This window comes from Stagnihabitans lacustris (assembly GCF_025950525.1).
In the GTDB taxonomy this organism is placed as follows: domain Bacteria; phylum Pseudomonadota; class Alphaproteobacteria; order Rhodobacterales; family Rhodobacteraceae; genus Stagnihabitans.
This window is the reverse complement of sequence record NZ_JAPDGS010000011.1, coordinates 50,545-63,384: the sequence shown is the minus strand read 5'-3', so window position 1 is coordinate 63,384 and position 12,840 is coordinate 50,545. Positions and strand designations below refer to the sequence as shown.

Sequence of the window (12,840 nt, the reverse complement as noted above, 5' to 3'; positions counted from 1 at the left end):
GGGGGCTTGGGGTCAAGGGCGACCAAAGTGGGGGGCTTGTGGCGGGGGCGTGGGATACCTAGGTTTCGCAAAGGTAAGGTATTTCATTCAGAGGCCCGAATTGACCGAAGGTGCGACCGTTGTTTTCGCCATCGCCGTTGTGCTGTTTTTCTTCTGGCTGTGCATCCTGTTGCCCATCAGCATGGCCAGAACCCGCGGCCGCAGCGCGCTGGGATGGGTGTTCATCAGCCTGGTCTTCTCGCCGCTTTTTGCCATCGTGATGCTGATGGTCCTGGGCGACGCGCGGCGCTAGAATAAGGGCGCTTGGGCTTCAGGAAAAGATCGTGTCGCCCAATTGGTCGATGGCAAGCTTGGCCTTGGCAACCGAGGCCTCGACCGCATCATCCTGGCCCGCATGGATATCCGAGCGGATCAGGTTGTGGGTCTTGGTGGTGCCGTCGAAGTCCTTCTCGATCCGGGCCGCAACACGAAAGCCGCCGGGGGCCTTCTGCGGCTCGGGGAAGATGCGGCAGTCCTTGTGAAGGATGGGCTCGGGCGCCTTGGGGGTGGCTTTGCCGAAGAGGCGGGCGAAGAGGGACATTTGCGGCTCCGTTTTCCGGCAAGATGGGGGATTTTGGCGGGGATGGGAAGGGGCGGGACAGCGCGATCAAGCGCAGCGTGAACCTCAGCCCGTGCGAACAAGACGCTGCGAAAACCACGTCTCCAGCTCTGGGAACGCCATCTGACCTTCCGCCACGAGGACAACGACATCATCGATCCACTCGTCACCGACCAGGACGAGATCATAGCCGCTGCGGCCGATCAGAAGAAGCGTTGCCAAAAGAGCGGTGCGTTTATTGCCATCGACGAAGCCGTGGTTTTGCGCCAAGGCCTCAAGCAAGGCGGCCGCCTTTTGTGAGATTTTGCGATGATAGCCTGAGTAAGGTCGGCCTATCGCGGATTCTATCCCATCAAGGTTTAGGATGCCGGGACGGCCGCCATAGGTCAAAGCCTCGTCATGGGCCGCGATCACATCCATCAGCGTGACGCGGTAGTGACGCATTCACCGATCCTTGAGGCGGATCAGCGCGTCCCGATGGGTTTGGGACGCGCCTTTCAGGACTTTTGCAGTTGCGACACTCGCGCCGGAAGCAGGTTTGGATTGGTAAGGTTTACCGTCGTCACGGACAGACATGAAGCGACCAGATCTTTCGTCGATCTTCTGCCAATGGCCGTCTTCGTCCCTTGCCAATCCAGGTTCCTCGTTCTTCGGCTTGCCCATCATCCCCTCATTGATCCAGGAAGCTCCGCAGCTTCCGCGACCGGCTCGGGTGCTTCAGCTTGCGCAGCGCTTTGGCCTCAATCTGACGGATCCGCTCGCGGGTCACGCTGAACTGCTGGCCCACCTCTTCCAGCGTGTGATCGGTGTTCATGCCGATGCCGAAACGCATCCGCAGGACGCGTTCCTCACGCGGGGTCAGCGAAGCCAGAACGCGGGTCGTGGTTTCCTTCAGGTTCTCCTGAATGGCGCTGTCCAAGGGAAGGATCGCGTTCTTGTCTTCGATGAAGTCGCCAAGCTGGCTGTCTTCCTCGTCGCCAATCGGCGTTTCCAGCGAAATCGGCTCCTTGGCGATTTTCATCACCTTGCGGACCTTTTCCAAAGGCATCTGCAGCTTTTCGGCCAGCTCTTCGGGCGTCGGTTCGCGGCCGATCTCGTGGAGCATTTGACGCCCCGTCCGCACCAGCTTGTTGATCGTCTCGATCATGTGGACGGGAATACGGATCGTGCGCGCCTGATCGGCAATCGACCGCGTGATGGCCTGACGGATCCACCAGGTCGCATAGGTCGAGAATTTATAGCCCCGACGGTATTCAAACTTGTCGACGGCCTTCATCAGGCCGATGTTGCCTTCCTGAATAAGATCAAGGAATTGCAGACCGCGGTTCGTGTATTTCTTGGCAATCGAGATCACCAGACGCAGGTTCGCCTCGACCATTTCCTTTTTGGCCTGACGCGCTTCTTTCTCACCCTTTTGCACCTGGTTCACGATGCGGCGGAATTCACTGATATCGACGCCGACATATTTGCCAACTTCGGCCATCTCGCCGCGCAGATCCTCGACGGCGGCGCGGCTCTTCTCGATCAGGGTCTGCCAGCCGCGACCGGCCTTTTGGCCCATGCGGTCCAGCCAGGAGGGGTCAAGCTCATAGCCCTGGTATTCGTCGATGAATTCGCGGCGGTTGATGCGGGCGGCATCGGCCAGCTTCACCATGCCCGAGTTGATCGACATGATGCGCTTGTTGATGCCGTAAAGCTGGTCGATCAGCGCTTCGATCCGGTTGTTGTGCAGGTGAAGTTCGTTCACCAAGACCACGATTTCGCTACGCAATTTCTGATAGGCCGACTCGTCGGCCACCGAAAAGCGCGCCTGCGCCGTCATCGCGGCTTCCATGCGCTTGCGCTGCATTTCAGCCAGCTTGGTGTAGTCGCGCGCGATCAGGTCAAGCGTCTCCAGCACTTTTGGCTTCAGCGCGGCTTCCATCGCGGCCAGCGACATGGCGGCGCCGTCCTCGTCGTCTTCCTCATCCTCGGAGGGGCGGAAGATCGGGTTGCCATCGGCGTCCAGTTCCGGCTCGGTCGAAGACCGGCGCGGCGTGGCGGGGGTGGCCGCGTCCAGGTCGATGCCCTCAAGCTCGGCGCCCACGATGCCGTCCTCGCCCTCCAGGCTGCGGCCAAAGGTGGCCTCCAGGTCGATCACGTCGCGCAGAAGGATGTCTTCGGACAGAAGTTCGTCCCGCCAGATGATGATGGCCTGGAAGGTCAGCGGGCTTTCGCAAAGCCCGGCGATCATCGTGTTGCGCCCGGCCTCGATCCGCTTGGCGATGGCGATTTCGCCTTCGCGCGACAGCAACTCAACGCTGCCCATCTCGCGCAGATACATCCGCACGGGGTCATCGGTGCGGTCCAAGGTCTCGGATGTGCCCGATACCACGGCCACTTCGCGCGAGGTGGAGGTTTCCACCAGTTCCCCGCCCTCAACCTCGACTTCTTCGCCCTCTTCGTTGTCGACGACGTTGATCCCCATTTCGGAGAGCATCGCCATGACATCCTCGATCTGTTCGCCCGAGGCCTGATCGGGCGGCAAGACGGCGTTCAGCTGGTCGTAGGTGACATAACCCCGCTCTTTCGCCTCGGCGATCATGCGTTTGACCGCTGCCTGGCTCATGTCGAGCGAGACATCGGGTTCGTCGCCTTCGGGCTTCACGTCGTCGTTGTCTTTGATGGCCATGGGGGCTCCGTCGAAAGGGGCAGGTCAGGGGTCAGGCTGGTCAGTCGGCACGAATCACGCACGACGAATCAGGTGCGAATCATACCGGTGATTCCTTGTCATATCGCGAATCGGCACCGGGTTGCAGGGGTCGTTTTAGCGCTTCTTTTCCCAGATCTTGCCGTCGATCAGGGATTGCAGGTGGTTCGACATCGCCGTCCGGTCCTCGCCCAGGTCGGCGGTGTCGTTGCGGTGCGGGTTTTCGGCGCGGTGGCGGGCCTGGGCGGCCTGGGTCAGACGCCAGGTCAGGCCTTCGTCGGGCAGGCGGTCCATATCCTCCATCGCCTCTTCGATCTCGCGGCGCGCGCCACGGCGGGCGGCGAGTTTGGCGAATTCTTCGGCAAGGCAAAGGGTGGCAAGTTCGGTATCCTCCCTATTGCGGACCGGGGGCGCAATCAGGACATGGGGACGCGCAAGCACGGCGTCAAGGGCGGGGCTGCGCGGATCATGGCGCAACAACAGCGCGTCGCGGATGATTTCATGGGCGGGGTTGGACATGTCCATCCGTTCCAGGTCGGATTCGAACCGGTCGACCAGGCGGGGATGGGTGGCAAGAGCGGCCAGGATCACCGCTTCGCGCAGCTCTTCGGTGTCCCGGTCGGTGGCCCCGGCCAGCAAGGAGGCGCGCGTGGCGGCCAAAGGCACCGGGTCGGGAGCCTGACGTTTCCAAGGGGTGCCGCGCGGCCCCTGCGGCTGAAAGGGCCGCGCCTTGGGCCCAAAAAGTGCTGCCCGCAGGCGGCGGATTTCCTCGGTGTAATGGGCGCGGATCGAGGGGTCGGCGATGCGGTTCATCAGCCCGCGCAAGGTCTTGTCCAGCGCGGCCTTGCGCTCGGGGCTGTCAAAGCTCTTGCCCTCGATCTCGCGGTTCCACAACAGGCTGACCATGGGTTGCGCCTGATCCAGGACGGATTGCATGGCAGGCGCGCCCTGGGCCTTGATCAGCTCGTCCGGGTCCTGCCCGCCGGGCATGATGGCAAAACGCAGGCCCTTGCCGGCCTCCAAAAGCGGCAAGGCCAGGTCGATCAGCCGCAACGCCGCCCGGATGCCCGCCTTGTCGCCATCCAGCGCAATCACCGGCTCATCGCTGATCCGCCACATGAGCCGGAGTTGCTCTTCGGTGATCGCGGTCCCCAGGGGGGCCACCGCGCCAGTGAACCCGGCCTCGGACAGGGCGATGACATCCATATAACCTTCAGAGACGACCAGCGGCTTGCCCTTGCCCACCGCCTCGCGCGCGGGGCCAAGGTTGAACAGGTTGCGCCCCTTGTCGAACAGGGCCGTTTCCGGCCCATTCAGGTATTTGGCCCGGTCGTTCGGGTCCATCGCCCGTCCGCCAAGACTGATCGCCCTGCCCCGCCCGTCACGGATGGGAAAGATGATCCGGTTGCGAAAGCGGTCATAGGGCGTCTTGCGCGCCTTGCCCTCGTCTGGGCGGATGGCCAAGCCTGCCTCGATCACCATATCCGAGGCGATGCCCTTGGCGGTCAGCGCGCCATGCAGCGCCTCCCAGGCATCGGGGGCGAAACCGATATGCCAGCGGTCCTGAGCCTCAGGCGACAGCCCCCGCTTGGCGAGATAGGCCCGCGCCTCTGCCGCAGCCGAGGTCTTGAGCTGCAAGCGAAACCACTTGACCGCCTCTTCCATGACCTCCGAAAGCTGCGTGCGGCGATCCGCCTTTTGCGCCTGCACCGGATCGCGGGCTGGCATCTGCATGCCGGCTTCGCGCGCCAGGGTCTCGACGGCTTCCATGAAGGACAGGTTCTCGCTTTCCTTGACGAAGGTCAGTGCATCGCCCTTCGCCTGGCAGCCAAAGCAGTAATAAAAGCCCTTGCGGTCATCGACATGAAACGACGCCGACTTCTCTTGATGGAACGGGCAAGGCGCCCAGAAATCGCCGCGCCCCTGGTTCGACTTGCGCATGTCCCAGGTGACCTTGCGGCCGACGACGGCCGAAAGCGTCACACGGGTGCGCAGTTCATCAAGGAATCCGGGGGGCAATGACATGGGCACATTATCGGCCGGTGCCGCGCCCATGTCCAGCGGTGGATGGGGGGCGCTGCCCCCCGCCTTCGGCTCCCCCCGGGATATTTGTGAAAAGATGAATGACAAGAGCCGCGCCCCCGATTTCATCTTTTCAAAAATATCCCGGTGGGGTCCGGGGAGGCAGCGCCTCCCCGGGGCTGTCAGCCTGCGATGCCCTCGCGGGCTTGCAGCATCGCCATCACATGCGCGATTTCGTCCCAGGCCGTGCGCGCCATCGACCGGAAGACCAGGATCAACACGCCCTGCCCGTCCCGCGTCAGAACCGCGTTCATATGGCCAAGCGGCGTGCGCAGGCAGGCGCCCTCGGTCAGGGTCCTTGGGTCGATCGGGAAAAGCCGGGCCAGAACCGGGTCCACCGCCCCCACCAGCCGCAAGGCCGCCCAGCCGCCGGTCTGATCCGTCGTGGCGGCCAGGCCCGTCAGGTCGGGCGCCGCGCCCAAAAGGAAGGCCTGTTCCGGGCCGGTCCAAAGCAAGTTGCCCTCCCGGCGGTTCGGCGTGGGAAAGCCGCCCAGCTGCGCCGCCACAAGGTCACGTTTGCCCGGAAAGCAGGCGACCGAGGTAATGGCCCCAAGGACCTCCTCCGACAGGGTCACGCCCGCCTGGGTCAGCGGCTTTTGCCCCTGCAGGGCGGTCTTGGCGAAAAGTTCACGCACGGAGTTTCTCTCCTTTCGGATCAAGGAAGACCGGGTCGGTGACTTCACACAGCACGTCCAGCTTGCGCATGTGATCGACCAGGCGGATCTGTTGGCCATGCCGCGCGCGGCCATCTTTCAGGAAGGCCAGGCCCAGCCAGGACCCCAGAACCGGCGACCAGCAGACCGAGGTGACATAGCCCTGATCATTCACCCGTTCGACGCGGTCGCCCGGATTGAACAGATGCCCGCCCGAGGCGATTTCGGTTTGCACCAGAGGGCGCAGGCCCACCAGCTGCTCGCGGTCCGGCCCCACCAGACCCGGCCGCGCGGCCTGCGCCTTGCCGATGCAGTCCTTCTTTCCGATCATCTTCTCCATGCCGATGTCAAAGGCCGTGACGCGGCCATGGATCTCGGCATGGGTGATGAAGCCCTTTTCGATGCGCAGGACGTTCAAGGCCTCCATCCCGTAAAGCCCGCCGCCCAGGGTCTCTGCCTTGGCGGTCAGGTCGCGGAACAGGCTTTCGCCGTAAGGGGTCGGCACGGCGATCTCATAGCCCTCTTCGCCACTGAACGAGATGCGGAACAGCCGCGCCCTGACGCCTTCGATGGACACGGGGCCGCAGGACATGAAGGGGAAATCGCCCAGTTTCTCGTCCAAAAGCGCGTTCAGCAGCATCTTGGCCATAGGCCCCGCCACCGCGAATTGCGCCCAGGATTCCGTGACCGAGATGAAGCGAACATCCCAATCGGCGCAATAGGCCTGATGCACGAAATCCAGATGCCGCATGACCTGGCCCGCCGCGGCGGTGGTGGTGGTGGTCAGGTAGTGATCCGGGCCCAACCGCGCTGTCGTGCCGTCATCCATGACGAACCCGTCTTCGCGCAACATCAGCCCATAACGCACCCGCCCCACCGGCAGGGTCGAAAACGTGTTGGTATAGACCAGGTCCAGGAAGCGCCCGGCATCTGCGCCCTGGATGTCGATCTTGCCCAGGGTGGACACATCGCTGACCCCCACCGAACCGCGCACCATCAGCACCTCGCGGTTGCAGGCGGTCCGCCAGTCGGTCTCGCCGGGTTTCGGGAAATAAGACGGGCGATACCAAAGCCCCGCCTCGATCATCGGCGCACCACGATCGCGCGAGGCCTGGTCCGAGGTCAAAAACCGCTGCGGTGCAAAGCCCTTGCCCTGCCCGCCCGCCCCCAGAACCCCGATGGACACCGGCGCAAAGGGCGCGCGGAAGGTCGTGGTCCCGGTCTCGGGGATTGAACGCCCGGTCGCATCGGCCAGCACGGCCAGGGCGCCAACGTTGGAGTTCTTGCCCTGATCGGGGGCCATGCCCTGGGTCGTGTAACGCTTCATATGCTCGACCGAGGTGTAACCTTCTTGCGCCGAAAGCTTCACATCCTTGACCGTCACGTCATTGGCAAAGTCCAGCCAGGCGCGGCCTTGGCCCGGGATCTGCCAAAGGGGGGTGAGGCGATAGGGCGCATCCTCGGCCTGGGGCAGGTCGGGGCTTTTCGGCGTGATCCCAAGCGCGCCCAGCGCGGCTTCGGCGGCAGCGCGGCCTTCGGAAAGCGCGCCATGGGTCGAAAAGGCGCCATTGGCGGCACCGGCGGCGTGCAGCCCCGGAACCATGCCGGGACGCGGCACAAAGGCCGCGATATCCTCGCGCCATGCGGGCCTTGCGTTCTGATGACAAGCCAGCGCCAGAGTCGGGTTCCAGCCACCCGAAACCAGCAGGCAATCGGTCTCGATCTGGAAATCGCCGCCGTGATGGCTGCCGGAAATCGCCTTCAGCGCATGGCGGCCCGCGGTATCGGTGATCTTTGCATTCAGATGGACCGGGAAGTCCTCCAGCGTGGAGGCATCGGGACGGCTGTCAAGAAGCGCCACGACATTCACCCCGTCAGCCTTCATCTGCCGGGCGACCGTGCGGGCATGGTCATTGGTGGCAAAGAGCGTGACCTTTTGCCCTGGAGAGACCCCATAGCGGTGCAGATAGCTTTGCCCGGCCGAGGCCAGCATGATGCCGGGCCGGTCGTTGTTCACGAAAGCCACCGGACGCTCCAGCGCGCCGGTCGCCATGACGGCTTGGCGGGCATGGATGCGCCAGAAACATTCCCGCGGCAGGTGCTTTTGCGGCGTCAGATGCAGGCCAACCCGCTCGACCGCGCCATAAGTGCCCTGGTCATAGGCGCCGATGACCGTGGTGCGGGTCATGATCCGCACGCCAAGGGAGGCAAGCTCGGCCAAGGTGGACTTGACCCAGGCCGGATCGACCTGACCATCCTGCGACAAAAGCCGCCCGCCGGGGGCGGTGTCCTGCTCGGTCAAGATCACGTCGGCGCCCGACCGCGCCGCGGTCAGGGCGGCCATCAGCCCCGCAGGACCAGAGCCCACGACCAGAAGGTCGCAATAGGCAAAGGCCTTTTCGTAATCCTGCGTCTCGTTCAGGGGTTTCAGCGTGCCAAGACCTGCGGCGCGGCGGATGATCGGCTCATAGATCGCCTCCCAGAAGGGGCGCGGCCACATGAAGGTCTTGTAATAAAAGCCGGCACTTAGAAACGGCGCGAGGTAGTCGTTCACCGACAAAAGGTCAAAGCGCAGGGTGCCAAGGCGATTCTGGCTGCGCGCCGCCAAGCCGTCATAAAGCTCTTGCACCGTGGCGCGGGTGTTGGGGGTCTGAAGCGCGGAACCGGGGTCCAGCACCTCGACCATGGCATTGGGCTCTTCGGGGCCTGCGGTCAAAAGCCCCCGAGGCCGGTGATACTTGAAGGACCGACCGACCAGCCTGACCCCATTGGCCAGGAGTGCCGAGGCCAGCGTGTCGCCCTGAAAGCCCTGGTAGCGCCGGCCGTCAAAGGTGAAATTCAGCGGTTTGGTGCGGTCAATCAGACCCTTGGCGGCCAGTCTGAACGGTTCGGGCCTCATTTGGGGGCTCCTTTGCGGTCTGCGACGCCTTCGGTGGCCAGCACCTCATGGGTCACGGTGTTGCGCGTGACCACAAGCCAAAGGCCGCAGCCGGCTTCGTGATACCACAGGTCGCGCGTCACCCCGGCCGGGTTGGTGCGCAGGTAAAGCATGTCATCCCAGGCCTCTGGCGCGGCCTCGGGGCCGGGGCGGGAGAGGGTATCTTCGGTGCCGGCGTAATAGAACTCGCGGCGGTCGCGGTCGCCGCAAAGCGGACAGGTCAGGCGCATGGTTTGGCCTCCGAAAAGAAAGGGGCGCTGCCCCTCGGCTTCGCCTCACCCCGGGATATTTTCGAAAAGATGACATCAGGCGCGCCGCCCCTGTTCATCTGTTCATAAATATCCCCGCCGGAGGCTGCGACGGTGTGGAAAGGGGGACGCATCAGGTTATCCCCCCTAGTGCAGGTTATGTTGGCTGCCGGTGCCTTCTTCGTCGATCACATGGCCGGTGCGGAAGCGGTCCAGGCGGAAGCGGCGGGCCGTGTCGTGGCTTTGGCCGGTGGCCATCAGATGGGCCATGCACCAGCCCGAGGCCGGCGTGGCCTTGAAGCCGCCGTAGTTCCAGCCGGCGTCGACGAAAAGCCCCTCGATATGGGTCTTGTCGATGATGGGCGACCCGTCGGGCGTCATGTCCATGATCCCGCCCCAAGAGCGGAGGACCTTGGCGCGGGCCAGCATCGGCATCAGCGTCATGCCCGCCTCCATCACATGTTCGACCATGGGCAGATTGCCGCGCGCGGCATAGCTGGCATACATGTCGATGTCGCCGCCAAAGACCAAACCGCCCTTGTCGGATTGGCTGATGTAGAAATGGCCCATGCCATAGCTGATGACATTGTCGATGACCGGTTTCAGGCCCTCGGTCACGAAGGCCTGTAGCACGTGGCTTTCGATCGGCAGGCGCATGCCCGCCATGGCGGCCACCTGGCTGGAGCGGCCGGCCACCGCCATGCCGACCTTCTTGGCGCGGATCGGGCCGCGGGTGGTCTGCACGCCGGTGACTTTGCCGTCGACGATGTCGATGCCGGTCACTTCGCAATTCTGGATCAGGTCGACGCCGCGCTGATCGGCGGCGCGGGCAAAGCCCCAGGCCACCGCATCATGACGCGCCGTGCCGGCACGCTTTTGGATCAGCCCGCCATAGATCGGAAAGCGGGTCTGGGCGTAATCCAGGTAGGGCATCATCTCTTTCAGCTGGGGCACCGAGAGGAGTTCTGCATCATCGCCCTGGTTCACGATCGCATTGCCGCGCCGCGCCGCCGCATCGCGCTGGCCGTCCGAGTGAAACAGGATGATATGGCCGCGCTGAGAATGCATGACGTTGTAGTTCAGCTCGGGTTCCAGCCCCTCCCAGAGCTTTAGCGAATGGGAGTAGAATTCACTGTTCCCCGGCAGGAAGTAGTTCGCCCGCACGATGGTCGTGTTGCGCCCGACATTGCCGCCGCCAAGATAGCCCTTTTCCAGCACCGCGATATTGGTCAGCCCGTGGTTTTTCGCCAGGTAATAGGCCGTGGCCAGACCATGGCCGCCGCCGCCGATGATGATCGCGTCATACTCCGCCTTGGGCGCCGGATCGCGCCAGGCCCGCGTCCAGCCGAGGTTTCCCCTCAGCCCTTCGGTGATGACCTTCCAGCCGGAATAACGCATGACGGACCTCGTTTTCTGCACATGATGCAGGCTTTGGCCCCTTATTCAAGGTCTTGGCGCGCTTTCCTGCCAAGCTTGCGACAGATCATGTCGCGAATGGGCCGCAACCCCCATGGCTTCGGCGATGATCGCGCGGTCGTGAGCCGGGACTTCGAAAAAGCCCCAGCGGAAGGGCGCGCCCCAGTTGGCCTTGCCCGAGGTAAAGCTCAGATGTGGCAAGAGGGGGGCAATGGGCGCGCGTTGGGCTTGGGTCCAGGTGACGTCGCGGCGGTGGGGGTCAAAGCCGCCCAGGTGGGCCTGGTAGACCTCGCCGGTGAAATGGCCATAGGCGACAAAGGCTTGGCACTTGTCGCGCTGCCCGAAGGTCTCGGTCGGGGCGTAATAGATCACCGTATCGCCCGGGCGGGCGCGGCGCAGGGGCGCGGCCTTGCCGTGGCAGGTCTGGGCAAAGCCGCCTTGCACGCCACGGGCGACATGGTTGGCCGAAGCCACCGCGATCCAGTGGCGCGGCGGGGCGATGGGCGAGGGGAAAAGCAGGGTCATCATGGGTCTCCTTTGTCACGGAGATACCAAGGGCCTGCTGACAGAACCTGTCAGCAGACGGCCGGGGCACTTGAGGCCGGGTCACTTGGCGGCGGGGTCACTTGGCGGCCGGGGCGTCGAACTCTGCGCGGCAGGGTTCGGCGCCCCCGGTCCTGCCAAGCCGCGAGGCTTTGCTTGACAGAGCCGCAAAGCCTTGCGGACCTACAGCCCCTTGCTGCGATAGGTCTGCGCCACCCGGCCGATGGACACGATATAGGCCGCCACACGCAGGTCGATGCCGGGGCGTTCATACCATTCCTTGCGCATCGACTGGTAAGCCCCGCGCATCGTGTCATCCAGACCCGAGCGCACCAGCGCCAATTCGTCCGAGCCCTCCAGGAACTGACTTTTGAAGCCGGGGGCCAGCGACCAGCCCAGGCCCTGATCCGAGGAGAGCCGCTCCAGCTCCTCGACCAAAAGGCGGCTTCGGGCCTCTTCGGCGCGGCGCTGCATCCGGCCGAAGCGGATGTGGGACAGGTTCTTGACCCATTCGAAATAGCTGACCGTCACACCGCCGGCATTGGCGTAAAGGTCGGGGATGATGACCACGCCCTTGGCGCGCAAGATCTCGTCGGCGCCAAAGGTGATGGGGCCATTCGCAGCTTCCAGTATCAGGGGCGCCTGGATGCGGGCGGCGTTGCCCTTGTGGATCACCCCCTCCATCGCGGCGGGGATCAGGATGTCGCAGGCCAGTTCCAAGGCCAAGGCGCTGTCGATGATCCGCCCGCCGGTGAACCCCTGGACCGAGCCCTTGGTTTCCCCCAGATGGGCCTTCAGCGCCTCGATATCGACGCCGGCTTCGTTGACCACGGCACCGTCGCGTTCGGCCACCGCGATGACCTTGCAGCCGTCCTCTTCGGCCAGGAACTTGGCCGCGTGATAGCCGACGTTCCCAAGCCCCTGAACCACAACCCTTTTGCCGTCCAGCGTTCCCGAAAGCCCCGCCCGCGCCACGTCGTCCTTATACCGAAAGAACTCGCGCAGCGCATATTGCACGCCGCGGCCCGTCGCCTCGACCCGGCCCTTGATCCCGCCGGCATGGGGCGGTTTCCCGGTCACACAGGCCTTGGCGTTGATATCGGTCGTGTTCATCCGGGCATATTGGTCGGCGATCCAGGCCATCTCACGCTCTCCGGTCCCCATGTCAGGCGCCGGCACATTCTGGGCCGGATGGATCAGGTCGCGCTTGATCAGCTCATAGGCAAAGCGCCGCGTGATCTGTTCCAGCTCGTGTTCGTCCCAGGCGCGGGGGTCGATGCACAGCCCGCCTTTGGACCCGCCAAAAGGCGTTTCGACCAGCGCGCATTTATAGGTCATCAGGGCCGCCAGCGCCTCGACCTCGTCCTGATGGACCGACAGCGCATAGCGGATGCCGCCCTTCACCGGTTCCATATGTTCGGAATGGACCGACCTGTAACCGGTGAATGTCTTGATTTCGCCGCGCAATCGCACGCCAAACCGCACCGTATAGGTAGAGTTGCAGACCTTGATCTTGGCGGCCAAACCCGGCGACAGGTCCAGATGGGCCGAGGCCCGGTCAAACATCAGATCGACACTTTCGCGAAAGCTGGGCTCGGGAGACGTCATGGCTTCCTCCATATCTGGGGAAAGCCTAACGAGGTTTGGTTAACAAAACCCCCGCGATTCGCCGG

12 protein-coding genes are annotated in these 12,840 nt (G+C 63.9%); 1 reads left to right on the top strand and 11 read right to left on the bottom strand.

Translation table 11 applies throughout. From position 1 onward, the window contains the following. Positions 1-100: 100 nt before the first annotated feature. Positions 101-292: a hypothetical protein gene (locus NX862_RS17925; RefSeq protein WP_264495309.1), complete on the top strand. Its 192-nt coding sequence runs from the start codon at positions 101-103 to the stop codon at positions 290-292. An 18-nt stretch (positions 293-310) separates the two neighbouring features. On the opposite strand, the gene NX862_RS17920 is transcribed toward NX862_RS17925, so the two are convergent. The 11 genes from NX862_RS17920 to NX862_RS17870 form a co-directional block, all read right to left on the bottom strand. After that, on the bottom strand, positions 311-580 hold the full coding sequence (locus tag NX862_RS17920) for an HlyU family transcriptional regulator (RefSeq protein WP_264495308.1): 270 nt from the start codon (positions 578-580) through the stop codon (positions 311-313). Between the two features lie 84 nt (positions 581-664). Beyond that, positions 665-1,042, bottom strand: a complete 378-nt coding sequence (locus NX862_RS17915) for a type II toxin-antitoxin system death-on-curing family toxin (RefSeq protein WP_264495307.1) — start codon at positions 1,040-1,042, stop codon at positions 665-667. Next, positions 1,043-1,261 carry a hypothetical protein gene (locus tag NX862_RS17910; protein WP_264495306.1) on the bottom strand — a complete coding sequence of 73 codons (219 nt, stop codon included), beginning with the start codon at positions 1,259-1,261 and terminating at the stop codon, positions 1,043-1,045. It abuts the gene before it with no gap. A 7-nt stretch (positions 1,262-1,268) separates the two neighbouring features. Next, positions 1,269-3,269, bottom strand: a complete 2,001-nt coding sequence (gene rpoD / locus NX862_RS17905; RefSeq protein ID WP_264495305.1) for an RNA polymerase sigma factor RpoD — start codon at positions 3,267-3,269, stop codon at positions 1,269-1,271. A gap of 135 nt (positions 3,270-3,404) precedes the next feature. Next, entirely contained in the window at positions 3,405-5,312 is a 1,908-nt protein-coding gene (gene dnaG, locus NX862_RS17900) for a DNA primase (protein ID WP_264495304.1), read from the bottom strand. A gap of 179 nt (positions 5,313-5,491) precedes the next feature. After that, positions 5,492-6,004 carry a sarcosine oxidase subunit gamma gene (locus NX862_RS17895; protein ID WP_264495303.1) on the bottom strand — a complete coding sequence of 171 codons (513 nt, stop codon included), beginning with the start codon at positions 6,002-6,004 and terminating at the stop codon, positions 5,492-5,494. Then, positions 5,997-8,921: a sarcosine oxidase subunit alpha family protein gene (locus NX862_RS17890; RefSeq protein ID WP_264495302.1), complete on the bottom strand. Its 2,925-nt coding sequence runs from the start codon at positions 8,919-8,921 to the stop codon at positions 5,997-5,999. The genes NX862_RS17895 and NX862_RS17890 overlap by 8 nt, the downstream gene beginning before the upstream one ends. Then, the gene (locus NX862_RS17885) at positions 8,918-9,190 is read right to left on the bottom strand and encodes a sarcosine oxidase subunit delta (protein WP_264495301.1); all 273 of its coding nucleotides are present in this window, start codon (positions 9,188-9,190) and stop codon (positions 8,918-8,920) included. Before NX862_RS17885 ends, NX862_RS17890 begins: the two co-directional genes overlap by 4 nt. A 165-nt stretch (positions 9,191-9,355) precedes the next feature. Beyond that, positions 9,356-10,606 carry a sarcosine oxidase subunit beta family protein gene (locus NX862_RS17880; RefSeq protein ID WP_264495300.1) on the bottom strand — a complete coding sequence of 417 codons (1,251 nt, stop codon included), beginning with the start codon at positions 10,604-10,606 and terminating at the stop codon, positions 9,356-9,358. Between the two features lie 45 nt (positions 10,607-10,651). After that, a complete protein-coding gene (locus NX862_RS17875) occupies positions 10,652-11,149 on the bottom strand; it encodes an EVE domain-containing protein (protein ID WP_264495299.1) in 498 nt (165 codons plus the stop codon). 201 nt (positions 11,150-11,350) lie between these two features. Next, on the bottom strand, positions 11,351-12,775 hold the full coding sequence (locus NX862_RS17870) for a Glu/Leu/Phe/Val family dehydrogenase (RefSeq protein WP_264495298.1): 1,425 nt from the start codon (positions 12,773-12,775) through the stop codon (positions 11,351-11,353). Positions 12,776-12,840: the final 65 nt, after the last annotated feature.